The sequence below is a fragment of the Pseudoalteromonas tunicata genome (assembly GCF_002310815.1).
Taxonomy (GTDB): domain Bacteria; phylum Pseudomonadota; class Gammaproteobacteria; order Enterobacterales; family Alteromonadaceae; genus Pseudoalteromonas; species Pseudoalteromonas tunicata.
The window spans coordinates 2,137,462-2,162,388 of record NZ_CP011032.1; the positions used below are offsets into that span (position 1 = coordinate 2,137,462).

The following is a 24,927-nucleotide window of genomic DNA, read 5'->3' on the forward strand; positions in this document are numbered from 1 at the left end:
TCTAACTCATTGTTACTCTTTTTTACTAGGTGCTTTTGGCTTTGGGAAATCCTGGCATGAATCACAAACAATACCTTGTTTTGATTGAATGAATCTTGCCATAATAAAAATAGCAGTCGAAATTGCAGCCCACAGTAAGCTGTGCTCTAACGCTGTTGTAATACTATTTTGTTTTATTAATTCGGCAATCATCAGCACCACAAAAATACCGCAATAGACAAACACCGCTCTTTTGAACCAAAATCTGAATCCCATTTTACTCTCCAAAACTAGCACGGCATAAAGCTGCCAATCTAAGGTCAACATCGCTTAGATTTAAGGCATCAATTAAATAAGCTAAATCTTATCCATTTCATAGTCACGTTCGACTTTGGCAATACGTGTTTTATAGGCACTGTACCACTGCAAGCGCCCACGCTTTTGTGCCTCTAGGTGACAAATATTGGCTTTCCATAATTTTATTGATTGCAAATCTTGCCAATATGACACCGTAATACCCAGTTCATTACGGGCTGATTCAACACCTAAAAAACCCGGTTGCTCTGCTGCGAGTGCCATCATTTGGTTGGCCATTTCAATATAGCCTTGCTCAAGCTCAGTTCGAACCGAACTAAAAATGACCGCGTAATAAGGCGGTGTGGGCGTGGTTGCGATTAAAGACATGGTAATTCCAAAAAATTAATAATAAAAAAAGCCCAGATACACCTAAGTCTCTGAGCCCTTAACAATGCTACTAAACTATAAATATAAACAATGAGTTAAGATTTCGACTCATCGCTTAATTGTGCTTCTTGGCGCACGTAACCGGCTGCTTCATCATGATTTTGACCAATCGCTTGTTGCATAGGAATCGCGCGCGATTGCTGATTAATCTCATGAATTTGCGCCGCATTGTATAAATCTCGCTCACTGGTAATGGCAGCAATCGACTCGCGATCTTTTAAGAAACCAACCACATCTTTACGAATACTAGCCAGCTCTTCATCATTTTTGTGCATTTCTAAAATAAACCGAGGATGCTCTAAATTACGCATGCCACTGGCCGCAAAAGTGCTTGAAACGATACGACTGACGATAATCCAAGGTGTAATGCTTGAGCGCACTAAGGTATTTTCTGAACGAGTCGAATCGTGAATACCTGTACCGGTTGAGATTTTTGATTCGGTGAACGTTCCTTCTACTTTTAAATAAATCAGCTCACTTTCAAATAACATTTCCGCAAAAAACACATGAGCAGAATTAGTTAAAATACGGGCAAAAGCACGTAAAAGAATGGCGGCGAAAAACAAATGCACTACGGTACTTATTACATTACTCAAGGTTGTAATTTGCTCTGCTGATAATCGCGCTAAACTTTTACCACCAAATTGAGCAATTGTTTGGTACACAGCCCCTAAATTAAACGCCAATAAAACCACTAAAATTGCACCGGTAATATACAGTAAATTACCTAACACCAGGCTTGTTAAGCGCGCTAAGTTGAAGCTTGAGCCTAATTCCATCGGCTTGACCTTAGGTTGGATTTCTTGGATCATTTCACCAAAAAACTTTCCCTTGCCTTCAACTTGTTCGTTTAAATTGGGCTCTAATTCTTGATATACCCGATTTGGTACTTCTTTATAACGACGATTAGCCATCACTAAGTTATCTAAATTAATAAAAATCTCATTAGGATGAACAGATTCCTGCCAATTTTCACGCAGTTCAGATACTTCTACTTTCGGATCGGTATAATTTAGACGCTTAAATAACATCAGTGCAGTAATTGTAGTTACAACAATTGCGCCAACTAAAATCGATATTAAATACAATGCAGTATGAGGATCGGGTAAGTACACGGCAAGTTGGCTGACATCGGCCAAATCCATCTTCGCGGTATTTAAAAACAAGCTAAAACCCACCCCCACAGCGACAGGTAAAATAATGGCGCCCGCAATCACTTTGGCAAGCACCATGCCCCCCATACTTGGAATGTGTTTATCAGCTGTGCGCACTAAGGCTGTACCTACTTGGCGCCAGACTAAAAGCAAATACAGTGTAAGTGCAACAGAATATAGCGGAAATACAAACTCACCAATTTCGCCGGCAAAACCCGCTAATGAGACAAACGCAGCTAAAGCATAGGCAATTAATGCTACAAGTGTTTTTACAATCGCGCCAAATAAACGCTGTGCCATGTTGCGCACTGGATACGGCATAAACGTTAGTTTTGGTAAGATACTATGTAAAAAATGCGCTAAGAAACCATGCGGCTCTATAAAAGTTGCATTTTTACGCCCAACTAACATTTCTGTTAAATCTTGTTTTGAATAAGCAACATAAGATGATTCTTCTTTCGCCGTACTGGCTTCAGAGCGACTAAAATTGGCAGCTAACGAGGTTGGGTGATTTCGTCCAACAAAATAACGTAACGTAGCAATAATTCCTGATGTGGCTGTTTTTAAACCCAAGCCCAACAAAAATAAGCCAAATACCACAGTGATCCAGCCCAAAACGGCATCACTTTTAACACTTGATGCTGCTTGTACCAATAAATACACGCCCAATAGTGCTTCGATTGCCCCTCGGATTGCTGTGACAGCCCCTTCTTTTTTAAAGGGATTTTTTAGCCCTAAATCAATAGATCCGTAATCAAATGCCATTTTACACTCCTGTCGAAACACATCAAACAAGCGCACTGCCACAGAAATCATGGCGTAAACTTGTCATTATTAAACTAAACCAAAGCTAGATTTATTGTTATAGCTTTAGTTTTGGCACTCAGATTACGATATTTAACAAGTATTTAGAAGCCAAATATCTCATGCTGCATACAATTTAATTTCGACAAAAGAACCATTTTAAGAGCTATTTTAGAGTTAAAGCTCTGATTGGAAGTGATTAAAGTGACTATCCCATCAAATCTGTGATAATTCGATTGAATAGCCAGGCACCATTTAACAGTCAGATTTAGCACGTCACGCTTTATTCTCCAGCACGCAGTTGCAAATGATACTCACTGGCTTGCTGCAAATTGGCTAAAAGATCAACTCCGTTTGCTTGTTTGCCATAAAGCACTTGTTCAAGGGCATCAAGCTCTTTGCCTTCATGACCCTTCATTAATGCTTCAATTTTCTCGTTAAGATTTGTTTGCTCTTCTTCAATTTGCTCAAGCAACGTTGCTTTATCTGTTGCAGTTAAAGCTATGGATTGCTCTATTTCTTCTTTAGCTAAAGTAAGCAGATCAATTTTAGCTTCAAGTTCTTTGACTTTCTCATAATCGATGCCTAAACGAGCAAAAATAATGGCGCGCTTTAAATCTTGGGGTGTCATTTCAACTTCAATTGGCTCATTTAAAATAGCATCAATACTATTACGACTATAACTAATTGCTTTTTCTCGAGAATTTAGCCGCACATCAAGTTCACTGGTAACTTTATCCGTTATTTTCTTATACAAGGTTCGCGTCGAATCAGGTATTTCATGTTTAACATTGGCATCAAGCACCCCAGTCGCCACACTGGCGTTATCTAGTGCATCTGTAAATTTAGTTAACGTTCCTTGATGATTAATGTTTGCGTCTTTTTTACTTATTTGTGTGTCTATTGCCACCTTGTTGGCAATAGTTTGAATAGATAAAAACATAGTCGTCCTTACACTTAATTTTCAAAGTCTTTTTACAAAGCAATCGCTGTACCAATTTTATCTTTTTATCACGCCAAACACAGTTTACTGCTCTAGGATATAAGGTTTTTATTCTTACCTGCGACAATTTGTCACATGTTCAGCACTAATAAGCAGCTTTATAATTAAGCTGAAAACTGGATAACTCAAAGAATTTGAAGGAAATTATGGCTACTCAACATGCTTATCCAAAGCTGAATAAAACGATACTAGCGCTGTCTCCCCTTGCGTTAATCATTAATGGTCTTTTTTCAGCAACCGCTGTCGCCGATGATAAAATTGAAGTGATTGAAATTCATGCTGATCATCTCAAAGACGCAAGCTTATTAGGCTCAAGCGAGCAGCTTTTAACAGAATTAGGGGTCGATTTTTCTGCCGCTGGGGGTGTCTCTAGCTTGCCTATTTTAAACGGCATGATGGGCGATAGAGTTAAAGTCTTAGTCGATGGGGCAGATATTACCGCGGCATGCGCGAATCAAATGAACCCGCCACTTTCGTACTTATCAGCAAATCAAATCAAAAGCTTAACTGTTATTGCGGGTATTTCACCTGTCAGTGCAGGTGGCGATAATATTGCTGGCGTGATCCACGTTAACGCCATCGCACCAACATTTAGCGATTCAACCAGTTTAACGTGGCAAGCGGGCTCATTGGCTGCGCAATATCGCAGCGTTGATGAAGGCGTTTCTCTCGGTGCGAGTGCGCAATTGGCCAGTAAAACATTTAGCTTAAGTTATCAAGGCGCATATTCAGATGCGAAAAGCTACCAAGATGGTAATGGTGAGACTGTGCTTGATACCTTATACCGCTCACAAAACCATGTGCTTATAGCGGCATTAAAATCTGATAAACAACAATTGGCCATTAAACTCAATCATCAGCATATTCCCTTTCAAGGATTTGCTAATCAATACATGGACATGGTTGATAACACCAGTGTTGGTTTGACCACACAATATCAACGCCAAACCGAGTTAGGTGATTTTTCGGCGCACCTAAACTGGCATAAAGTGAGCCACGAAATGGGGTTCTTTACTGATGAGAAAACCGGCAAAATGCCAATGAAAACCGATGCCGAAGATGCCAGTTACCAACTCAAATTCGCTCACGAGTTTAACAATACATCGGCCATTACTCTCGGCCAAGAGTATTACCATTACGAAATCGAAGACTGGTGGCCACCGGTTGCAGGCTCAATGATGATGGGCCCTAATGAATATCACAATATTCATGATGGTAAACGGCAACGTTTGGCCGCTTTTGCACAGTTAGATCAGCAACTGAATACCGCTTGGTCAATGTCAGGCGGCATTCGAATTGAACAAGTGCGCACCCAAGCTGGTTTGGTACAAAATTACAACAGCATGCCAATGACGATGCCAGGCATGGCAATGCCAATGAAAAGTATCGATGCCAAAGCAGCCGAACAGTTTAATCAGCAAGACCGAAAACAAAGCGACACCTTGGTAGATGCCACAATAGTTACGCGTTATGCATTCGATAATTTTAAAGAACTACAATTTGGATTAGCCCGCAAAAATCGTGCACCTAACTTGTATGAGCGCTATAGCTGGGGGCAAAGCGCTATGGCGACCAGCATGATAGGTTGGTATGGTGATGGTAACGGCTATATTGGCGATATTCATTTAGCACCAGAATCGGCGCATACCGCCAGTATTACCTATGCAATGGCCGGTGACACATCACCTTGGCAATGGAGTACAAACCTTTGGTACAGCGCAGTCAATGATTATATCGATGCCGATGTGGTGGGTCGTTTTAATCGCAGTAATATTGCGGATAATAAACGTCATATTTTAAAATTTACCAATGTAGATGCACACCTTTATGGGGTGCGATTCGATGGCTCAGTACAACTTCATGACAGTAAAAACCAAGGCCAAATTACATTAAAAGCCAAGGTTAATGCGACCCGTGGTGAGCGCGATGATAGTAACGACCCGCTTTATCAAATTCAACCCTTACAAAGTGAATTAAAGCTGATACAACAACAGGATAACTGGCAGCACGCCATCAGTTGGCAATGGGTCGATAGCAAACATCGTATAGACGCACGCCGCCTTGAAAATCAAACCGATAGTTATCATTTGGTTAATATTCAAAGCAGTGTGACTTGGCAGCAATTAAGCATGACATTTGCCATCACTAATTTTCTTGATACTCAGTACGAATTACCATTAGGTGGCGTTAATATTGCAGAATTTAAAGCCGATACCTCACAAGGGTATCAACAATTACGCGGTCAAGGTCGCTCGTTGAATGTCAGTATGAATTATACTTTTTAACCAATTTAATACTCTGACTTTATATGAAAAAACCCTAAATCAACCTTGGTTGCTTTAGGGTTTTTTATACTTGACCGTTTATGTATATAAACTTAAAAATGTAGCTTGATATCAATTCTTAGGCTTATCTACCCTGCTAACAATCCATTTAAAACTAGATTACAAAAGAGTCTTTTATAACGCTGGCGATTTTTTTGTTCGTGCCAGTAACCAAAACAATAGTTTGTTTAAAACGAAATAAACAGCGATGCTGCCACTGATTGCGATTAACGAAAACCAATTTGGCAACCATTGTACCGCATCAGGTTGAAACGAAAATGAGAGCGACATTAAGCCGCCATTTTTATCGAGCCAAACGCCAACATTATTATCAACTATATGCAATAAGCCCATAATAAATATCAAAATACTTAAACAATAGCCAAAGCCAAAAGCAAGGGTTGCAACAAAATGCAATACGCCCTTTTTAGTGTGGTTGATCAACGCAGTTAAAATTGCCTGAGGATGCCCTTTTGATACTTCTTGCGCATGTAAAATTTCACTGATTAAAGGCGTTAAATATTCATCTGGGGAACCCAATTTTGTAATCGCATTGATCATTTTATCCGCTTCTGTTTCACCTTCGTTGTGCATCGCAGATTCATACAAATGACTCAATATTTCTAAACGAATATCCTCTCTTTCTGCCAATGGTAAAGGTTTGAGTTTATGCTTTAACTCAGTATCAAAATGGTCCCAAACCTTTTGTGTAATCTCGCTTTCGATAGGAAATAATTGGCTCATGATTGCATCACCATTTGTAAAATTGAATTATGGGTATTGCTCCAAGTAAACTTCATTTTAGTCAGTACTTCATAGCCTAACTCAGTAATTTGATAGTATTTACGAGGAGTACCCACTTCGGCCGTTTGCCATTCGGTTATCACTAACCCGTCGCGCTTAAGTCGGTTTAACAATGGGTATAAAGTACCTTCTGCAACGTCTATCATCGTCAGCCTTTTTATTTCAGACGCAATTTCATAACCATAGCTTTGCCCTTGTTGTAACTTTAAAAGAATGATGAATTCTAAAAGCCCTTTTCTAAATTGCGGTAACCATCGCTCGATCACCTGATCGCTTTCAGTTGTCATGAAATACGTACCCTTATACTTATTGGCATAGCACTACTACATACATCGAATTATACCCACATCTATATTTGAGACAATTAAAAAATAAATTCATATAAAAACTAATTAGTTAACCTTTTAAGTCATTCTTTATAGCTCGATTGATATGGGAATTCAACCCGCACTTAAAACATAGCATTGCTATGTAATTTAAGTTCATGTAACGTACATAGTATAACAATGTACACACCTATTACTTAGTAAGGAAGTTACTATGCTTAATCGAACCAGTATCATACTGACAACAATTTCATGGCTCATGTTTAGTTCTATTGCGTTTGCCCAAACACAGATAAAAGATGCGCAAGGCGCATGGTTAGGAACCATGAGCATACCAAATGGCCCAACATTACGTGTTGGTGTGGAAGTATTTAAACGCGCAAACAACGAATGGGGAGCAAATGTCGCAAGCCTAGATCAAATGAGCCGCTATATGACTTCAGATATTGCACTACAGAACAACATTCTAACGGTACAATTGCGCGAAGCACCTATCAAAATTACCGGTCAATTGAGTGCTGATGGTAAAACAATTGCAGCAGAGTTTACCCAAGGTGATAACCACTGGGCCTTACCTTTAAGCAAAGTAACTATGCTTCCTCAAATCAACCGCGCGCAAACACCCACGGCTATTACGACGTATAATGAAAACGAAGTACGCTATGTTAATTCGAACGATCAAACATGGTTATCTGGCACATTAACCACTCCTAAAGATAACCTTCGCCACCCTGCTGTTATGTTAATTGCGGGCTCGGGTCCAAATCAACGCGATTCATATCACAACGGTCATAGACCATTTAAAGTATTGGCTGATTATTTAACAAAACAAGGGTTTGTTGTACTGCGCGCTGATAAGCGTGGCGTCTATCAATCTGCGGGTCAATTTAAAGAAGGCGATGTACACAACTTTGCCAATGATACACAGGCGGCAATTCAATTTTTAAAAACTCATGACCAAGTTGATGCCAATCGCATCTTCCTTATAGGACATAGCGAAGGTAGTTTTATTGCAGCAATGGCTGCCACAATTGAAAAAGTGCAAGGCGTGATTTCGATGGCAGGCCCTGGAATGTCTACCTTAGACATTCTTTTATTACAAGATCAAACAGAGCCCGCGGCAAAAGGAGCAACTAAAGCAGAAACTGACGTATTGCTAAAGTTCAGTCAACCGTTTTATCGAACGGTACTCAGTACAACGGATGAACACAAACGTAAACTTGAGTTGCAAGCTTTGTACGATAATTTAACCGGCTCGAGGGCTGAAATAGTGAACAAATGGGTCGCACAGCAAGGCACCTTAAATGTTAATTTAGCCGCCAGTAATACGTTTTATCTTTGGTTACAGCAAAACCCACTCGATTACTGGGCAAAACTAGCTATACCCGCTTTGTTACTTAATGGTGATAAAGATTCCCAAGTACCAGCACAAGAAAACATTGCAGGACTTGCAAACACACTAAAAAACAACAAAATAAGCTATCAGCAATATATTTTGCCTGGTCTTAATCACATGTTTCAAGATGCACAAAGCGGTGCAAATGATGAATATGCTAGCATTGAAGAAACCATCAATCCCAAAGCCTTAGACATTATCGGCCAATGGTTAAAGCAACAGGCCAAATAATCGCAATACTGGATGATAAATCAATCTCGGGCAGCTATTGTCAATACTAACAGGGTTGAATTAGCTCACTATTAACGCTCCTTGTGGCCTTAACAGTCTCTGGCTAGTGATCAACATCGTAAATATTTACTTTTAATTGTTAAATATTGGCAAATCCCTTATCGAGAACAGAAGTTAAATAAAATGTTCTATACTCTGTTTTAAGTTAAGGGACTCAATATGGTTCACTTAAAATACAAAACTCAGTAGTGGCACATGGACGTGCCCTACTACTTTACAAATCAGTGTGGTATTGCAAACGCAATAATGTTTGTGAAGTGGGCTGATGAAACGTTTCTTCAACAAACTCAAAACCATATTTTGCATAAAAATTACGGCCAAGCGTGTTCTCTTTAAACACTTCAACAACTAAATCCCCATGCAACTGGCGGGCTTTATTCATCAATGCCGCACCAATACCATGACCATGAAAGTCAGGCTTCAAAAATATTGCCCCCACTTCGTTACCCATCAACGCAATAAAACCGACAACAACACCATCAATTTGCGCTACCCAAGTATCGGTATTGGGCAAATACAATTGAGCTACATTCTGTCGTTCTTGATAGATAAATTCATCCGTCATAAATGTATGTGCAAGCCGCGTTGCCTCTTCCCAAGAATCGAGCACAGCAATTAAATCTTCAGTCTCATAGTGTCTTATTGTTAAATTCATTATCGTTTACCTGCTTCATTTTAGAGGCATTCATTCTATAAACACTTCATTAGGATGGATTGAAGAAAAACGACAACGTTTTAATTTAAGCTAAAACTTGGCAAGCAAAAAACATAACCAGCTGAATTATAAATAAATATTAACTTTATTTATCAAGACTTACTTTTTAAGCACAACAAGGCGCGTTGAGGCCTCTATAGCAGGTCGAATGCACGTTAAGCTAAGGCTAAAGGTTAAAAAAACGGCTTGAGATAGATTGAGTATTGAGTAATGAGTAATGGGGTTAACTTAACTCAAAATCGCCATAAACATCGATAGTTAAATCTCTCATCGCGGCATAGTCTGAGGGAGTTGCGCCAATAGCGCTTTTTAAATATCGAATCAAATGAGGTTGATCACTAAATTGAAACTTACAAGCGAGATCGGGCCAATTGATCTCTTTTTCATCTAATTTATAGAGATAATTGAGTATTTCCTCTAAGCGGATCATTGACTTACACTGCTTTAAGGTAAGTTGAGTTGTTTTCAAAAAACTACGCTCTATAGTACGTTGAGAGCGATGAAGTCGCTCCCCTATTTCAGAAATATTTACCCTGCTATTAAGTAAAGGCAAAATGGCCCGAGTTAGTTCACTGTGGCGATCATCTTCAATTGTAGATAACCAAGGAGACAAGGTTTTATTGAGTAAATCTCGGGTATGAATTTGGTGGCTTTGTGCCTGTGTTAATAGATCTTGGGTCAAAAATGATTGGCCAATAACCCATTGATTAAGCGCAATACAGTCAACTTTATCCAGCGTTGGCAAAGTACCGGACAGTGCTAATGAATAAAGTGCCCCAACTTTAAATTTAATACCTAGCATACGAAAAGGCTGCGCATGGTTCATAATAAATGTATTTCGATGAGCAAATATCCAATGACTACCAAATCCGGTTTGAATGTTTAATTCGTGCTCGTAGTGATATGGCAGCTCAGCATCAACAATAATAAGGTGTGCAGCAGGATCGGGGTTTAATTTTGGTCGATGATTACCCGTATCTCCTACTTCTCGCTCAAGAAACCAGTAACAGTCAATATATTTAGCGACCTTGGGATCTGTTGGGGTAAGCTTCCAGTTTTTCATTTGTTATCCAACAATTCAGGCTTGGTTAAAAACGGCTCATGCCCTAAGCAGCAAGGCTATTGTGACTGAGTTTAAAAATTCATTGAAGAGAATAATATGAGCCCAGATCACTTAGCCAATTTATATTCAAGCAAAGCCAAAACTAACAAAGTGATTATCACTGCTCACTATTTTGATACCAAAAACCCAACAACGACTGATATAGCAATCGATCAATTTTGAGCAAATAAAACGAAAAGTAACGCATGGCGTCACTCAGCTTAATTAGATGCCCCAAGGGTTATCTGACGTTGAACGTTTTTTGCGGATCCGCGCTTGGTCTTTTAACGCTTTTTTCTCTTTAATACGTTTTGCATCACTAAAACTTAATTCACAAGGTAAACCCGGTTTATGCTCTGCTGGAATAGTACGATCCCTTGGCGGTAATAAATATTGCACATCATCTGGCTTTGGAAGATTTTTTAACCGATACAGATAAAAGTTTTCAACTTTTTCTTTAGCCCACACTGTTTTACGTAAAAACTTAACGGTTGACTCAATACTTGGATTGTTTTTTAAACATTGCAATTCTAAATACGCATGTAAAATTTCAAAGCCATATTGTTCAACCAATTCAGCGACAACTTGCTCTAGCTTGACGCCATGTAGTGGATTATTGCCATATGGCTCGTTAGTACTCATATTTATTCATCTTGATTGGTATTTTAAAACCGAATTATAAGTTTTATCACATCGGGTAGATAGTACAATCTGAGACTATGGGCTAAAACCTAGCTACTTAAACTAATATAACTTGTTATCGCCAAGCGATACTTCCATTTCATTATTAACTTTAATCGGCCCACCTACCATTTCATCATAGGCACTCGATTGACGCACCACGTGTTTTTTGGCTTTGACCCGTTCGCACTGGCGCTGCAACAGCAAAATATTATGACTTTTTAAACGCTGATTTTTTTCATCGGTGATCATATATTCCTGCCCTTCAACCACGGCACTGACGTTATACAAAGCACATTCAAGTGAATGAAAAACTAATTTTTCGACTTCAAAGTATTTCTCTAATTTACTCAGTTTCATATTAAGCTCCTTTGTAACCTACTTTTGTACGATCGCATTGAGCGATAAGATCGCTCAAATACCTCAAGAGCCTATAAGGCTTTATAACTATCTTACTGGTAACGACCAAGGTAATAAATACAAGGCTAACACTTTGGTGTTATTCACTATTAATCAATTTTCCATATTCTCATTGGCCAGATTTAAAGCCCTAGGCTTCAACAAAATAATCCTCAAGGCTCAACACACCTTAGTGTTTAAGCCATTCACCTCAAAAAATTTGTTTGGCCTAGCATTATCAATAACAATCAAAACGGAATGTAATTTAAGCTCAAAAAATAACAATTTGAATAAACATTTAGGGAAACTCAATGAAGAAAAAACTAATCGCAGCCGCTCTTGTCGCTGTATTTATCACTGGCTGCTCTGAGCCACAAGCAACAAAGACCCAACAACAAGCCCCCGCTGCTGCCCCTGCAAAAGCTGAACTGGGCAGTTTTGGTATTGATTTAACCGCTCGTAACGAAGCCATTAAACCAGGCGATGATTTTTTCATGTATGCCAGCGGCACTTGGTATGATAACTATGTGATGCCTGCAGATAAAACCCGATTTGGTGCTTTTGCAGCCCTTGCCGATCGCAGCGAAGAACGCGTTAAAACTATCATCGAAGAAATAGCTACCCGCAAAAATTTAAATGCTGAAGAAAAACTCATTGCCGATTTTTACAATGCTTATATGGACACGGCCACACTTAATAAACTGGGTGTGACACCAATCCAACCTCTTTTAGCCCAAATTAGTGCAGTTGCATCAACCGATGATCTCATCAAACTCTTTGGCCAATCATGGTTGACCGGCGTTAAATCTCCAATCGGTGGTGGCATGTGGTTTAACCGCTTAGATCCAAATAAATACGAGATGTCGTTAGGTGCAGGTGGTTTAGGCTTACCTGATCGTTCGTTCTACCTAGAAGACGCTGAACGGTTTGCGAAAACCCGTACTGCGTATGTTGAACATATAGCCAAGATGCTTAACTTTGCCGGCATCGACAACACCGCAGAACGCGCGCAGGCTATTTTGGCCCTTGAAACAAAAATAGCCCAAGGCCATTGGCCACGTGAACAACGCCGTAACCGTGACTTGACCCTCAATCAAATTGCGCGTACTGAGCTAAACACCGCTTATCCAGATTTTAACTGGGATTTGTATTTTGCCCAAACAGGCTACCAAGTACCACAACTGAACATGTCACAACCTGAGCCAATCAAAGCTATGATTGCACTAATCAACCAAGAAGACATCGCAGTTTGGAAAGATTATTTAACCTACCATGCCCTAAGTGGAAACGCTGAGTTATTGTCTGAAGATGTTTTTAATACAAACTTTGAATTTTATGGCAAAGAGCTGAGCGGCCAGCAAGAGCCGCGTCCACGTTGGAAACGTGCTATTAGCCAAATGTCGGATACTGAGTCGCTTGGTTTTGCCATTGGTAAAGTGTATGTAGCGCGTTACTTCCCTGAGTCATCAAAACAACAAATGTCTGAACTGGTCGAAAACCTGCGCACCGCTTTAGGTGAGCGTATTGATAACCTAGATTGGATGGGCGCAGAAACGAAAGTGAATGCGCGTGCAAAACTAGCCGCCTTTGTACCAAAAATTGGTTACCCCGATGTATGGCAGTCATTTGATGGTTTAAGCATTAGCAAAACCGATTTAATGGGTAATGTGAGAAACATGCGCGAGTTTTTCCAAGCCGAAAGCATCGCCAAAGAGCAGAAAAAAACCGACCGTAATCGCTGGGGCATGACACCGCAACGTGTTAACGCCTATTACAATAGCTCATTTAATGAAATCGTTTTTCCTGCAGCCATTTTACAACCACCGTTTTTTGATCCAAACGCAGATGCTGCGGTTAACTATGGTGGAATAGGTGCCGTTATCGGCCATGAAATGGGCCACGGTTTTGACGATCAAGGTTCAAAATCAGATGCAGATGGCGTGCAACGTAACTGGTGGACAGATGCCGACCGTGCTGCATTCGACGCTAAAGCAGACCAACTTGCCGCACAATACAGTCAATATGAACCAATTGCTGGCAACTTCGTTAATGGCCGTAACAGCCTAGGTGAAAACATCGGCGACGTGGGTGGTTTAGCCATGGCTTACCATGCTTACAAACTCAGCTTAAAAGGCAAAGAAGCGCCAATTATTGATGGCCTGACGGGCGATCAACGTTTCTTCTTAGCATGGGCACAAGTGTGGAAAGAAAAACGCACTGAGCAAAGCATGCTTAATCAACTGCGCGCCGGTACACACGCACCGGGTCAATACAGAGCGCAAGCACCTCGTAACCACGACGCCTGGTACAAAGCGTTTAATGTGCAACCGGGTGATGCGTTATACTTACCAGAAGATCAACGCGTTCGCATTTGGTAATCAGCTTGAATCCTTTCACTACCGGAGTAATTAAGGTCAGTCAAAGTGACAATAAAAACAACCCGCAATAGCGGGTTGTTTTTTATTTGATATAAAGTCGGGTTAAAATAAATGAAAAAAGAGCTTGCCTAAAAAAAACAAAAACCTAATATAGAAACAAATGGGCGTACCCATTTTATTTTTATAAAAAATTTAATAAGGAGATAGTATGAGTTTTATAGTTAGTTTAATGACTGTTTTAATTTTAAATTTCACTCCAATTACAGTGGGTGATGCGACCCCAAGTAGTAAAGTTTGTGCGCCAGAAATCATTCCTGACCCTGAACATTCGGATTGTATTGATCCATTCGGTCCATAATAACTACTAGGGCTCAGCGATAGAGCTAGGCCCTCTTTCAACAAATTAAGTAATTTTAATATGTTGAAAAGAGAGTTGTCGGAATACAAAGCCAGATAATTGAAATTTAAAAAATTACGACTTTAAAAAAGCATTTCAGCCCAGCACAACTTCTCACGCACTCGCCGCCATACCCTGTGAATTATTTTTGTTTTTCAGCAATGTACTTAATCGCCTCAGGGTCTTTATTGATTTGGCGCTCTATAATGTCTAATAATTTAGATTTTGGAATAAATGCAAAAAAAGCCCCGCCATCCGCATTCCTTAAACCAGCAGGGGCAATATTACAAGATGTGCAAGCATTCATGCCAATCCGCATCAACTAGCATATTATTTCGTTATTGCAGTTTGGATTTTTTTATAAAGATCCAAAGCATGATAATAATTTCTATATTAAAAACAACCACATTATCGCCACTGAGTTAATCGAAGAACTGCGCAACATCGATAGTGAAAATTTTTTTAGAGTTCTTGAATTATTCAGAAAGCGCCAAAAGCTTATATTTCCTGTGACGCTGTGGTTTCTGATTATGTATTTTTATAAATTATTATCTGCGTAATATACAATTGCATCACCCAAATATTCGACCATTGCAGGATGATATGAATTATGAAATTTTTTCATATCTTCATTTTGATTATAAAAAATAGCCATACCTATATATGCTTTTTTAGATGGAATATAAAATCTACAAGCTATTTCAAAGTGTTCTTTCATTAATGCTTGAACACTTTCATTATTAACGGCTGTCTCATCAACGTACTCTGCTAATTTTTTATATAGAATATCCCAGTCCTGATGGACAAGCGTTTTATTGACGTGCGCCCAATTATCTGTACTTGATAAGCTATCAGTTTGCTCGATATCAAGAGCTTGCACACATTCAGCTAAATACTCTTTACTTAATTTATGCATTATAAAAGTTCCATTCCTTTAGATTTATTAATTAGCAAAGGATAAGTGAGTTCCTATTTTGATTCAATCGTTTAGTTTGTTTTAAATTGATATCTCATACGGTGGTTTTATATCGGTCCTAGTGTGGTATCAGCAAATTTTTGCCAGCGTTTTTAAGATTAAAAAGTTTGCTCTGGTTAGTGCATACTCCTTTGCAGTTTGTCTACATTATCAGCAAAGATAATTTTCACCACCGAGGGTTAAAAATTCATAAAAATATAAATTCAATTAATTACGAAAATTTACAAAGTAAAAATCAAACTTTTCGATAGTAGTTTATTGCTAAAAAACGCCATTCAACTGCAAATAAAAAACAAGAATCTCTAAAGTGAGATGCTGATAGATGATGAGCTTACTCTACATTAATTTTTAAAGGAAAAGTAAGACACGCAGCCAATATTTCAGGGCTAAAACAAGAAAAGCTCAACAGACTTGAAATTGACATATTATTAAAACATCTAATCACTTAGTAACCATTAAAAATCTCTGGCTAAAGAATAATTAATTAGATAGTATCTTTAATTGAAGATGTGAGTACATATTTTATCAAGCATTCCAGTTACTTAAATTGGCTCTTTCTTTCATTTATTGCATGACCAAATTTAATCTTTTAACCATATTTAATGAGTCAAATTATCAAGGATGACCGTAATGGGCAAAGCCATTGCTATTATATTTTCTACGGTAATTATTATAATATTTACCTTTTTCATCAACCATCATTTATCCACGCCTTCAACTAATTTTACGCAAAAAGCTATTATTACAACATCAACGAATCAAGCCAATGATCATAAAATTGAACAAGCTGATAATCAAAAAGCACTCACTTTAAATAATGGCAGCAATCTTTCTGTCATAAGTGACAAGCCACAGCATCAAGCTACAGTTAGCGAGCTGCTAAATAAAGCCAAGCAGATTAGAGTTTGCAGCAATATTCCACAAACAGATGAAGAATTTTCAGCATGGTTAGAAACCGCATATCAGATAAATGAACTGCCCGATCGCATTGTAAATGTGACGGATAAATACAATAAGTGTAAACGTAATCCTGATAGAAACGCTCTCTACCTTGATTTTGTCATATCCGCAGCCGAAAAAGGCTCAGAAGATGCTATTTCGTGGCTTTGGTTTATCGATGGGTCCGAACTCATAAAACAGTTAAACCTAAAAAATTATAAACGTGAAGAACAACGACGAATTAAACAACAATTTATAGAACTAAAATACTACCTAAGTGAAACCGCTGCACTTAACTTAAATGAAACGGCGATTTTAAAGCTCAGCAATGCCTACCAACATCTCGACCCAAAAACGGGTGGCCAAAACTACGTAAAATCGCTCGCTTATAGCGATTTTTTTATGCAAATAACCAAGAGTAATGACCTTTACGGCAAAGTAAAATGGCAAAGAGACAGATTAGAGCAAAGAATGACACACGATGAAATTGAACAAGCACTTACTTTAACTGAACAATTGTTAAATGACGCACAAAATACCTTAGCTCAATAACCGTACTCTCAGTTTTAAAATTTTTACTCACCTATATAGCCTGAATACTGGATAATAAATTGTAAAGGCATAGCTATTTTGGCCATCTAAATAGAGGTGATATTATTACCTCATGGATGAATTTAAGTGAACATGAGATCGACAACCAGAAAAACATTTAGCGCTGAATTCAAACATGAAGCAGCCCAACTAGTCCCCGATAAAACTATAGCATCATCGACCCTTCTAAATCCATTGAGTCGTAGTGCCCTGATATTTCAAATGAGTAAAAAGCGTTAGGCAGCGATAAGATCGTACTAAGAGATCCTCTATATGTGTTTGCATACTTTTATTATTAACAGCTCGACGATTTAACAGTTAACCTACAGACGAAGTTGATGAATTTGTTGATTGATTTGGCTTTGGCCGATTACGCGGCCAAAAAGATTAATAGTGCCTATTGACGAGAGATCCGCTCATATGTGCTATGTGCATTGCATATAATTTCGTAACAATAGGGCTAAAGCCCTTTTTAATGGGCTTTAGGTTTTGTTATGGGCTTTACTACCTAAAATTAATACTACTTATCACTATCAATAATCCATGTCTATGTAAGTAGTTTTCCATTTACCAAATTGGGTTTTATTTTTATGAAAAGCGACATTGCAGGTGATCAGATTCGACAAGATTACCAGCACTTTGAGCATTTGCGAACGGACCAACTGTATGATGAAATATATAGTCTAAATTCGTATTAGGATCACCATCGGTACCATGATGTGTCCAATCACCTGTATTTTGCTGATTAACAGCAACAGGTAAAGGACCAAGAGCGCCTGGCTCTATATTTATGTCACCAGCCAATACCCATCCAGCAGCTGGTGCTCCAACGGCAATCGCATTTAGTGCATTTGTTACATATACCATATTTCCGCCGGCAGGTGCATGAATGCACCCTATTCTCGGTCCTGCTACAGGTGTCACCCATACAATAGGCCTTCGCGCTGCATTACCAGAGGGCCAAGCACCGATGGGGAAAACGGCATGTCCTCCAAGGGCAGCTCTCCATAATATAGCCAAACTACATCGTTGGTTTCCTGGTACATTTGCTCGCCAAGGAATATGATAACCGTTGTATAGAGTACCGTTTATGTTTGCATTAGTAATCTGGTGATAGACACCAAGTGATGGTGCAGGATTCCATGCACAAACAATCGCAGGCCCTAAAGCCCCCGCATAGTTAGCATTGCCGACCTCTTGAAAACAAATATAATCTGGCACTAAATTATGGGTGGCCGGAGGGAAATTTTGTTGATTCTGATTTAACGTATATGTTAATGGGTTAAATCCTTGTGTATTCCAGGTTGCTATACTCATTTTTTTTCCTTTTATGTTAAATATTCATCTCATTTGTTATAGGCTTTCTTTAATTGCATATACATGGGCCTAAAGACCGCAATAGTCTTTATTTCAGACTGTATCTTTACTCAAAGTGGCTTTTTTCCTCGATTCTGGATGACTTTTGAAATTGATGCCGCTTCGTCACATCTCATTGCCTGCGGGACATCGGCAGGTTTGTGTCGTTTCATCATAATGAAAGTCATCGGAGGTAAACAATCCTGGCTTGCCTTTACTGCGTTTTAGTCGGTGCTTTTCTTGCTCTGTTTCCTTTTTATTTATGGGAAATTTTCACTCTCTTTAAACAATGGGTTGCGTTTTCTAAATTGGTTATCTGCGATATAAGTATCAAAGACACTTTGAGCCATGAACTCTAGATTCGCTTCACTGTTAAACCAACTGTCTGCGGTGAATTTGATGGTATGTTCGTTTGAGGATTTATCGGTATTGAGTTTGCCGAGTAGTTGTTTTAATTGCGTAACATCGGGCTTACCCTCTTTACCCAATGAGCGTATTTGGTGTTTGTCGTCATTAATCGCAATGCCGTTGTAACCTTGAATGGTCCCTTTTGAGGTGGTCATTTTTGCACACTACTCGTCCTATCCATGGACTCGCCTTTCAGCCAGTTTCGCTGTTCATATTTATTCCCTATAAATTTGTCTTTACTTGCATTTGACTTCTTTCGTTAAAATAAAGTGCCAGCCATCGATGGCCAACATGTTGCGGCCAATTAGCCCTTTTTCATCACAAATCATCAGCATTTGGGTAAACAGCGGTTCAATTTGCTGGTGCATTTTAGCCACGAAAGCAGCTATCGAGGTGAAATGTGGCTGTACGTCACCCGCTATTTCTTGCAAGAGAGTCTCATGAACAAAATATTGTCTTCGCACGCCTTAGCAATGCTTCAGCTACTGATTAAACCATGTGCATAGCCAAGTAAAATTATCTTTAGCATTACTGAAGGCGGATACGCCGCAGCTCCTGTTTTATCGTTGTTGTACCATGCATCAAACCCCGTTAAATCGAGTTTATTTTCAACAATATAACAAAGGGCATACTCAAAGGTGCCTGGCAATATTTGCTCAGAAAAATTGATAGGAATGAATTTATTTTGGCAGGATAAGTCAGGCTTGACTCCTTACCCAACGAAAGAGCCATAACAGTTTACCGAGAGTAAATAATAGCTATTAGATAACAGGTTAACGGCAGGTTCAAGATTAAAAAATAACCTATTCGAAAACCGTAATTTTTATTCCCGAAAAAGGTAATTCTACTGCCTCAACGCCGCCATCTCGCGCAGCTTTGTGGTGAAGGCGAAGCCGCAACAGAAAAGAAGTCGCTGTGCTTGCCTTTGTTAGAACTCATTCGATTCTTTCTCGTTCTAGAATAACTACCATGGAGGTAGACTCACCGAACCCTGTAGCCGGTAACACGATCTCCTTCAATCTCCAGCCTGAATCGCCTTCAGCATTTAATAAATTCTGGATGTCAGGCGTACCAGACTTAAAAAGGCTCATCTTAAAGGGTACTTCTACCGTTTTATATTCATATTTTTTCATAACAGGTACTTCCTCGTAATCAAGGTCAGTAATATCAATTTCGAATGTTGCAGCAAGCGCCTTTTTTGTTTCGAGCGACCCTGTTGCTTCTTTTTCGACTCTCTGAATTGTCCTGTGGCTCAGCCCGGAGAATTGAGAAAGCTGCTCTTGAGTCCAAGCTCGACGTAACCGTATTTCGAGAACTAATGCTGCATTAATTTTCATTAACAACTGATTCCTTCAGTTAAGTGAAGAACCTATTCTCTAACAAAATGTCAGAAATATTGGCGACAAACATTCGCCATCTATACGTCAGTGACACGACAGCACCTACGTTTCTTGAGTTCTAACAATTTAGTATTTATGCGACACGCTGTTTGTGTTGCATAATCGCTTGTTGAACTGAGGCGCTACCTGCTCGGTGTTTGAGTGGGTATTGTTTATGCTATGGGAATTTGCTTTTCGTGATGTAGGCTACATCACGCTTACTTTATCGGATTAACGGTGTTTTCTTAGCCTTCCCTGCATAGCTCAGCCATTTTTACGTCCCCATTACACCTAATTTTTAGCGCTGAGGCAATCTTATTTTTCCTGGGCACAGCGTCACCTTACCTGAACACTTAAACAGGTTAACCCTCTGATTTGAACAAGCAAGCGTGGCCGCTAGCTCGTTCGATCTGCTTTATTCATCCCTTCATCAACAGTGACGATGCCAATAAATCGCAGTGTGCCTGTTTTACATTTTTAGCACGGCCAATGAGGTAGCTGTGTTTCTTTTGTTCTCTTTGGTTTCAGCGGTTTATTTGTCTGTGGCTTGTGTGCTCGTATTAGTGCGAGTGTTCGTTTTCGACACGCATTAGCTAAAAATCCATAGTGGCGAATGCGCATAAACCCTTTGGGCAATACATGCTCTAAGTAGCGCCGTAAAAATTCAATTCATCCCAAGAGCCTCGGGCTAAAGCCCAACCTACAACAGCGGCCGAGCTGCGCTCGCCTTCGCAAGCAGGCTTGCACCTACGGTAAAATCTAAAAAAAAACATCAAAAGATCGATGTAGCGCAGCGCCTCGGGGCTCTTAATACTCGGCGGTGCTGAAACAATTTTAACAACTGAGTTTTCGGTGGAACGAGATATTTATGGGTGTCTTGTATTTTTGAACCTTTTAAAGCTATTTTTCATTGCATCGGTTAATTTCGCAACTCCTTCAACCGTTTCTTCAAAGCCATTTAACTGTTCTTTTTTGATTTTCCCTAGTTGCTCGTTAATTATTGAATAGCTGCTTGTAGTACTACCTTTTTGAATATGTTCATCAACTTTGATCTTCAGTTGGTTTATTACAAATATCAATTCGGTTTTCGGTAAAACTCCAACATTATATAAATCTAAGCCAAACATAATTGATGATTCACTGAACTCTTCTTTTTTAGATTCTTCGAATGTAGTTTTCAACAACTCTGAAACTTTTTCTTTTAACTCTCCAACAGCTAATGAATGGATTACGAATACAAATCCATTTATAGCTCTTAAGCGCTCTTTAAATTCCATAGATGTGATATTTGAAATAAACCTTTCTAGTTGTTTATTTCCTTCAAAAAGATTACTTGCATCATTTCCATTATCACTGATTAAGTATAAAAGGTTAGAGAATAGATGACCTCGTTCTTGAATGGGTATATTTTCGTTTGAATTAATTTTCTCAACTTGCTTGTCAAATAGTAGCTTTAAATCCGCCGCAGAAAATGAGGAGCCGTACCTATTAACTTGAAATACTAGAAATCTATTAACTGCTTCAGATAAAAGGAACCACCTATTTGTATCAAATGAGGCCATCAAACGTTTTACTATTTCTTTGAGCGTCACTTCAGAGTGTTTTGCATAAGAAAGTAAGATAAGTGCATTAGACCAAACTTTAATACAGTGCTCTTTTAAATAGAATGAGCTCCCCGAAGAAATTGTTGGGATTGAGTTATCCAAAACAAGGAAGATATACTCAATTGTTTCTTCTGATATTTCTAATGATTTTCCTTCATTTAATGTGTCAGATAAAAACTTAACAAGGTCTTTTTCTTTAAATGAAATTAATGCGCTATAAGAAAGAAGCACATCAAGCTCAACTTCCTTTTCTAAACACTGCCTTTTTATAATTGCTTCAAAAGCAATTTTACAGATGTTTTTGTAATCTGAGGAATATAAAGTCGTAATTCTATTTTTAGTTATAAACATAATCGTACAGCGAGCTTGGTTATACATGGAGGCTAGCTTATTACTAAACACCATAGAACCACTGTTTATACTATCGATTTCATCATCGATTTCTCTACTAAGGTTAGCGACGCTTCTAAAGCGCTCTAATAAAAAGGAATTATTTGAATCTAACCCATGAAATAGTGGTTTTTGCCTATTTACAATGCTTTTAGGGAATTTTTCAATTAGTTCTGAAATGTTGTCATTTCTTGATAGTTGCTCCTCCATTGATGTCTCTAAAAAGTCACGTTCAAGATCCCATGGTATTTCACCGAAGCATAATTGTTTTTTATTAAATGATGAAATCAAAGATTTAATAAATAATGACTTAGAAAAATACATATTTGCAACGTGCGTGAACGTTTCTCTCGCTATATGCAATTTCTTTAAAAAATAATTGTCATATGCATTCAGAAAATGCTTATCTTGATTGTCATTTGAATTAACTGTCACTGTAGAAATGCGATCTGAGATGCAACTGAAATTAAAAGATGTATATTCGTCTATCAACTCGAATTCAAATAAATTCCTTACTCGATAAAATTTACCATTAGAAAGTGAAAGTCGAATCTCAGAAACAGGAATATATTGTAATATTTTGAGGAGTTGCCTTCTAATTTCTCTAATTTTATCTCGGTTATAAACCTTCTCTTCTTCACTCAGGTTGTAAACAATCACATTTTGACTCGAGTCAAAATAAATTTTATTAATTTCAGTTGTATTAAACCTATTTTTAAAAAGTTGAACAAATACCGAAGGGTAAACATTTTCCCAACTAGAGATGTCTGTGGCAATCTCAGCTATTATATCGAGCATTTCTGTTGATTCAGGGTGGGTTATTTTCGCTATTGTTTTAGCTACCCTCCGACTCTTAGCTGATAATGATGGATATTCCGCTGTATTGTCAGAGTTTTCCTCACACAATAGGGGATAAACACCTTTTTCTCTTAAATAATTTGATTCCGATAATGTTATTTTACTTTCGGTTAAAATTGTAAAAGCAGGTGGGGCATCTTGCGTTCTATTTCTTATCCAGCTTAAAACCTGATTTAAATTATAATCACTTATACTGTAACCAACAAAAATTACAACATGAGTAGAAAAAAGGCTTTTGATGAAATTTTCAATTAATGGAAATTTATCTGTATAAGCTAAATAATCAGATTCTTTGAACACTATATTTCGATGAGTCAAATCACCATGCATTTTTACCAATAGTTGTGAACTTGGTGACGAAGCGAGTTCATGATCATCAGCTACTGTAAAATACAAGTCTCCGTTAGAGCTTATCGACTTTTCAAGTAAATCATCCCAATTTGTCGTTATTATATGCTGTGGCTTTAGAGAGAGAAGTAGTTCGTGAAGTTGATTTGGCTTACTATCTGATGGGAAAAAGTCATTGATTTTGCTGTAATACGTATTTCTTCCAAATTGAAGATAGTAATGCTCTGCTATTTTCAAATAATCATCTGTTCTAGGTAACTCCAAAGCACTTTTCATTAAACTTATGAGCTCTCCCCATGATGGGAGATTTGAATCAAAAGACACCGCAGAGCCAACAAACACTGCAAGTTTATTGTTTTCAATCGCTTTGCGAATTGTTTTAAAGTGCTCTTTATTTGTTACATCCATTTATTTTCCTAGAATTATAATTTAATGCGCGAAGTTAGCCTAGAGCCATAACAATTTAGTATTTATGCGACACGCTGTTTGTGTTGCATAATCGCTTGTTGAACTGAGGCGCTACCTGCTCGGTGTTTGAGTGGGTATTGTTTATGCTATGGGAATTTGCTTTTCGTGATGTAGGCTACATTACGCTTACTTTATCGGATTAACGGTGTTTTCTTAGCCTTCCCTGCATGGCTCAGCCATTTTTACGTTCCCATTACACCTAATTTTTAGCGCTGAGGCAATCTTATTTTTCGTGGGCACAGCGTCACCTTACCTGAACACTTAACCAGGTTAACCCTCTGATTTGACGAAGCAAGCGTGACCGCTAGCTCGTTCGCTCTGCTTTATTCATCACTTCATCAACAGTGACGATGCCAATAAATCGCAGTGTGCCTGTTTTACATTTTTAGCACGGCCAATGAGGTAGCTGTGTTTCTTTTGTTCTCTTTGGTTTCAGCGGTTTATTTGTCTGTGGCTTGTGTGCTCGTATTAGTGCGAGTGTTCGTTTTCGACACGCATTAGCTAAAAATCCATAGTGGCGAATGCGCATAAACCCTTTGGGCAATACATGCTCTAAGTAGCGCCGTAAAAATTCATCCTTCGGGCTAAAGCCCAACCTACAAAAACCGGCCGAGCTGCACTCTCCTTCGCAAGCAAGCTTGCACCTACAACCAATTTCAAAGCTCACGCCGATGCCAACAATTCCCCCTTAAATCAAACCTGAAAAAATAGATTTGATGAATAATGCGCGACAGGAAGTCGAGCAAGCCATGTTAAGGCAGGGGTTGCCGCTTCATGGCGTTTATGGTTCACATCAAATGTATTTTTGAAGATCAATTTGATTGAGGGGCGCCGAGGGGTTCCAAGGGGAGAGCGGCGATAGCCTCCCCTTGGCTGCTGTCGACAGTGCGACAACAATGTTAACTTAAAAAGCGGTTTTTATTTTAAAAACAGATGTTTATTTGAAAACGGCTTTTAAGTAGATTCGGGCTAAAACCCGACCCACAAAAAGCGGCCGAGCTACGCTCGCCTTCGCAAGCAGGCTTGCACCTACGCAAACGCCAAAGCTCACGCCGATGCCAACAATTCCCCCTTAAATCAAACCTGAAAAAATAGATTTGACAAATAATGCGC

The 24,927-nt window shown here is 38.8% G+C and carries 21 protein-coding genes and 4 pseudogenes; 6 read left to right on the forward strand and 19 right to left on the reverse strand.

What is annotated here, in order from left to right; genetic code table 11:
* Nucleotides 1–12: 12 nt before the first annotated feature.
* From PTUN_RS09665 to PTUN_RS09680, 4 genes are all read right to left on the reverse strand, one after another.
* Entirely contained in the window at nucleotides 13–255 is a 243-nt protein-coding gene (locus PTUN_RS09665) for a hypothetical protein (RefSeq protein WP_040644278.1), read from the reverse strand.
* Between the two features lie 81 nt (nucleotides 256–336).
* Nucleotides 337–663 (reverse strand): antibiotic biosynthesis monooxygenase family protein, encoded by a 327-nt coding sequence (locus tag PTUN_RS09670; protein WP_009840072.1) that lies wholly within the window; start codon nucleotides 661–663, stop codon nucleotides 337–339.
* Between the two features lie 95 nt (nucleotides 664–758).
* Complete coding sequence (locus tag PTUN_RS09675; RefSeq protein ID WP_040644155.1) at nucleotides 759–2,642, reverse strand: hypothetical protein; 1,884 nt, start codon at nucleotides 2,640–2,642, stop codon at nucleotides 759–761.
* 322 nt (nucleotides 2,643–2,964) lie between these two features.
* Nucleotides 2,965–3,624, reverse strand: coding sequence for a hypothetical protein (locus tag PTUN_RS09680; protein WP_009840074.1), 660 nt, complete (start codon nucleotides 3,622–3,624; stop codon nucleotides 2,965–2,967).
* A 206-nt stretch (nucleotides 3,625–3,830) separates the two neighbouring features.
* Between PTUN_RS09680 and PTUN_RS09685 the strand changes: the two genes are divergently transcribed.
* The gene (locus tag PTUN_RS09685; RefSeq protein WP_009840075.1) at nucleotides 3,831–5,969 is read left to right on the forward strand and encodes a TonB-dependent receptor; all 2,139 of its coding nucleotides are present in this window, start codon (nucleotides 3,831–3,833) and stop codon (nucleotides 5,967–5,969) included.
* Between the two features lie 174 nt (nucleotides 5,970–6,143).
* On the opposite strand, the gene PTUN_RS09690 is transcribed toward PTUN_RS09685, so the two are convergent.
* The gene (locus PTUN_RS09690) at nucleotides 6,144–6,752 is read right to left on the reverse strand and encodes an HAAS signaling domain-containing protein (RefSeq protein ID WP_009840076.1); all 609 of its coding nucleotides are present in this window, start codon (nucleotides 6,750–6,752) and stop codon (nucleotides 6,144–6,146) included.
* On the reverse strand, nucleotides 6,749–7,099 hold the full coding sequence (locus PTUN_RS09695) for a PadR family transcriptional regulator (RefSeq protein ID WP_009840077.1): 351 nt from the start codon (nucleotides 7,097–7,099) through the stop codon (nucleotides 6,749–6,751). The genes PTUN_RS09690 and PTUN_RS09695 overlap by 4 nt, the downstream gene beginning before the upstream one ends.
* 253 nt (nucleotides 7,100–7,352) lie before the next feature.
* Here PTUN_RS09695 and PTUN_RS09700 point away from each other — a divergent pair, with 253 nt between their 5' ends.
* Nucleotides 7,353–8,765 (forward strand): alpha/beta hydrolase family protein, encoded by a 1,413-nt coding sequence (locus PTUN_RS09700; protein WP_009840078.1) that lies wholly within the window; start codon nucleotides 7,353–7,355, stop codon nucleotides 8,763–8,765.
* A 274-nt stretch (nucleotides 8,766–9,039) separates the two neighbouring features.
* On the opposite strand, the gene PTUN_RS09705 is transcribed toward PTUN_RS09700, so the two are convergent.
* Together PTUN_RS09705 and PTUN_RS09710 are read right to left on the reverse strand one after the other, a co-directional pair.
* The gene (locus tag PTUN_RS09705) at nucleotides 9,040–9,480 is read right to left on the reverse strand and encodes a GNAT family N-acetyltransferase (RefSeq protein WP_009840079.1); all 441 of its coding nucleotides are present in this window, start codon (nucleotides 9,478–9,480) and stop codon (nucleotides 9,040–9,042) included.
* 283 nt (nucleotides 9,481–9,763) lie between these two features.
* A complete protein-coding gene (locus tag PTUN_RS09710) occupies nucleotides 9,764–10,603 on the reverse strand; it encodes a helix-turn-helix domain-containing protein (RefSeq protein WP_009840080.1) in 840 nt (279 codons plus the stop codon).
* A 96-nt stretch (nucleotides 10,604–10,699) separates the two neighbouring features.
* On the opposite strand from PTUN_RS09710, the gene PTUN_RS22430 reads away from it, so the two are divergent.
* Complete coding sequence (locus tag PTUN_RS22430) at nucleotides 10,700–10,825, forward strand: hypothetical protein (RefSeq protein WP_009840081.1); 126 nt, start codon at nucleotides 10,700–10,702, stop codon at nucleotides 10,823–10,825.
* A gap of 42 nt (nucleotides 10,826–10,867) precedes the next feature.
* Here the strand turns inward: PTUN_RS22430 and PTUN_RS09715 are convergent, their stop codons facing one another.
* Both PTUN_RS09715 and PTUN_RS09720 read right to left on the reverse strand, forming a co-directional pair.
* Nucleotides 10,868–11,284: a VF530 family protein gene (locus PTUN_RS09715; protein WP_009840082.1), complete on the reverse strand. Its 417-nt coding sequence runs from the start codon at nucleotides 11,282–11,284 to the stop codon at nucleotides 10,868–10,870.
* Between the two features lie 102 nt (nucleotides 11,285–11,386).
* Nucleotides 11,387–11,683, reverse strand: a complete 297-nt coding sequence (locus PTUN_RS09720) for a DUF6482 family protein (protein ID WP_009840083.1) — start codon at nucleotides 11,681–11,683, stop codon at nucleotides 11,387–11,389.
* Between the two features lie 350 nt (nucleotides 11,684–12,033).
* Between PTUN_RS09720 and PTUN_RS09725 the strand changes: the two genes are divergently transcribed.
* Both PTUN_RS09725 and PTUN_RS21765 read left to right on the forward strand, forming a co-directional pair.
* Complete coding sequence (locus PTUN_RS09725; protein ID WP_009840084.1) at nucleotides 12,034–14,100, forward strand: M13 family metallopeptidase; 2,067 nt, start codon at nucleotides 12,034–12,036, stop codon at nucleotides 14,098–14,100.
* Nucleotides 14,101–14,308: 208 nt separating this feature from the next.
* Nucleotides 14,309–14,458, forward strand: a complete 150-nt coding sequence (locus PTUN_RS21765) for a hypothetical protein (RefSeq protein WP_009840085.1) — start codon at nucleotides 14,309–14,311, stop codon at nucleotides 14,456–14,458.
* Nucleotides 14,459–14,639: 181 nt separating this feature from the next.
* Here PTUN_RS21765 and PTUN_RS21770 read toward each other — a convergent pair whose 3' ends face one another.
* Entirely contained in the window at nucleotides 14,640–14,804 is a 165-nt protein-coding gene (locus PTUN_RS21770) for a hypothetical protein (protein WP_009840086.1), read from the reverse strand.
* 231 nt (nucleotides 14,805–15,035) lie between these two features.
* Complete coding sequence (locus PTUN_RS09735; RefSeq protein ID WP_009840087.1) at nucleotides 15,036–15,413, reverse strand: TipAS antibiotic-recognition domain-containing protein; 378 nt, start codon at nucleotides 15,411–15,413, stop codon at nucleotides 15,036–15,038.
* A gap of 690 nt (nucleotides 15,414–16,103) precedes the next feature.
* Here PTUN_RS09735 and PTUN_RS09740 point away from each other — a divergent pair.
* Complete coding sequence (locus PTUN_RS09740) at nucleotides 16,104–16,964, forward strand: hypothetical protein (RefSeq protein ID WP_040644157.1); 861 nt, start codon at nucleotides 16,104–16,106, stop codon at nucleotides 16,962–16,964.
* Nucleotides 16,965–17,591: 627 nt separating this feature from the next.
* Here PTUN_RS09740 and PTUN_RS09745 read toward each other — a convergent pair.
* The 7 genes and pseudogenes from PTUN_RS09745 to PTUN_RS22640 all read right to left on the reverse strand — a co-directional run.
* A complete protein-coding gene (locus PTUN_RS09745; protein ID WP_009840090.1) occupies nucleotides 17,592–18,320 on the reverse strand; it encodes an exonuclease/endonuclease/phosphatase family protein in 729 nt (242 codons plus the stop codon).
* A 168-nt stretch (nucleotides 18,321–18,488) separates the two neighbouring features.
* Nucleotides 18,489–18,928 (reverse strand): annotated as a pseudogene (locus tag PTUN_RS09750) (transposase); the annotation flags it as partial.
* A gap of 114 nt (nucleotides 18,929–19,042) precedes the next feature.
* Nucleotides 19,043–19,443 (reverse strand): annotated as a pseudogene (locus PTUN_RS22630) (transposase); the annotation flags it as partial.
* A 259-nt stretch (nucleotides 19,444–19,702) separates the two neighbouring features.
* Complete coding sequence (locus PTUN_RS21780; RefSeq protein WP_009840095.1) at nucleotides 19,703–20,104, reverse strand: DUF4177 domain-containing protein; 402 nt, start codon at nucleotides 20,102–20,104, stop codon at nucleotides 19,703–19,705.
* Between the two features lie 438 nt (nucleotides 20,105–20,542).
* Nucleotides 20,543–20,812 (reverse strand): annotated as a pseudogene (locus PTUN_RS22635) (transposase); the annotation flags it as partial.
* A 200-nt stretch (nucleotides 20,813–21,012) separates the two neighbouring features.
* Nucleotides 21,013–23,754, reverse strand: a complete 2,742-nt coding sequence (locus tag PTUN_RS09775; RefSeq protein ID WP_009840096.1) for an SIR2 family protein — start codon at nucleotides 23,752–23,754, stop codon at nucleotides 21,013–21,015.
* A 364-nt stretch (nucleotides 23,755–24,118) separates the two neighbouring features.
* A pseudogene (locus tag PTUN_RS22640) lies at nucleotides 24,119–24,388 on the reverse strand (transposase); the annotation flags it as partial.
* Between the last annotated feature and the right edge of the window lie 539 nt (nucleotides 24,389–24,927).

What these genes read in the sequence shown, in the direction of transcription:
- PTUN_RS09665 (WP_040644278.1), bottom strand. Translation starts at nt 255, where the DNA reads ATGGGATTCAGATTTTGGTTCAAAAGAGCGGTGTTTGTCTATTGCGGT.
- PTUN_RS09670 (WP_009840072.1), bottom strand. Translation starts at nt 663, where the DNA reads ATGTCTTTAATCGCAACCACGCCCACACCGCCTTATTACGCGGTCATT.
- PTUN_RS09675 (WP_040644155.1), bottom strand. Translation starts at nt 2,642, where the DNA reads ATGGCATTTGATTACGGATCTATTGATTTAGGGCTAAAAAATCCCTTT.
- PTUN_RS09680 (WP_009840074.1), bottom strand. Translation starts at nt 3,624, where the DNA reads ATGTTTTTATCTATTCAAACTATTGCCAACAAGGTGGCAATAGACACA.
- PTUN_RS09685 (WP_009840075.1), top strand. Translation starts at nt 3,831, where the DNA reads ATGGCTACTCAACATGCTTATCCAAAGCTGAATAAAACGATACTAGCG.
- PTUN_RS09690 (WP_009840076.1), bottom strand. Translation starts at nt 6,752, where the DNA reads ATGAGCCAATTATTTCCTATCGAAAGCGAGATTACACAAAAGGTTTGG.
- PTUN_RS09695 (WP_009840077.1), bottom strand. Translation starts at nt 7,099, where the DNA reads ATGACAACTGAAAGCGATCAGGTGATCGAGCGATGGTTACCGCAATTT.
- PTUN_RS09700 (WP_009840078.1), top strand. Translation starts at nt 7,353, where the DNA reads ATGCTTAATCGAACCAGTATCATACTGACAACAATTTCATGGCTCATG.
- PTUN_RS09705 (WP_009840079.1), bottom strand. Translation starts at nt 9,480, where the DNA reads ATGAATTTAACAATAAGACACTATGAGACTGAAGATTTAATTGCTGTG.
- PTUN_RS09710 (WP_009840080.1), bottom strand. Translation starts at nt 10,603, where the DNA reads ATGAAAAACTGGAAGCTTACCCCAACAGATCCCAAGGTCGCTAAATAT.
- PTUN_RS22430 (WP_009840081.1), top strand. Translation starts at nt 10,700, where the DNA reads ATGAGCCCAGATCACTTAGCCAATTTATATTCAAGCAAAGCCAAAACT.
- PTUN_RS09715 (WP_009840082.1), bottom strand. Translation starts at nt 11,284, where the DNA reads ATGAGTACTAACGAGCCATATGGCAATAATCCACTACATGGCGTCAAG.
- PTUN_RS09720 (WP_009840083.1), bottom strand. Translation starts at nt 11,683, where the DNA reads ATGAAACTGAGTAAATTAGAGAAATACTTTGAAGTCGAAAAATTAGTT.
- PTUN_RS09725 (WP_009840084.1), top strand. Translation starts at nt 12,034, where the DNA reads ATGAAGAAAAAACTAATCGCAGCCGCTCTTGTCGCTGTATTTATCACT.
- PTUN_RS21765 (WP_009840085.1), top strand. Translation starts at nt 14,309, where the DNA reads ATGAGTTTTATAGTTAGTTTAATGACTGTTTTAATTTTAAATTTCACT.
- PTUN_RS21770 (WP_009840086.1), bottom strand. Translation starts at nt 14,804, where the DNA reads ATGAATGCTTGCACATCTTGTAATATTGCCCCTGCTGGTTTAAGGAAT.
- PTUN_RS09735 (WP_009840087.1), bottom strand. Translation starts at nt 15,413, where the DNA reads ATGCATAAATTAAGTAAAGAGTATTTAGCTGAATGTGTGCAAGCTCTT.
- PTUN_RS09740 (WP_040644157.1), top strand. Translation starts at nt 16,104, where the DNA reads ATGGGCAAAGCCATTGCTATTATATTTTCTACGGTAATTATTATAATA.
- PTUN_RS09745 (WP_009840090.1), bottom strand. Translation starts at nt 18,320, where the DNA reads ATGAGTATAGCAACCTGGAATACACAAGGATTTAACCCATTAACATAT.
- PTUN_RS21780 (WP_009840095.1), bottom strand. Translation starts at nt 20,104, where the DNA reads ATGAAAATTAATGCAGCATTAGTTCTCGAAATACGGTTACGTCGAGCT.
- PTUN_RS09775 (WP_009840096.1), bottom strand. Translation starts at nt 23,754, where the DNA reads ATGGATGTAACAAATAAAGAGCACTTTAAAACAATTCGCAAAGCGATT.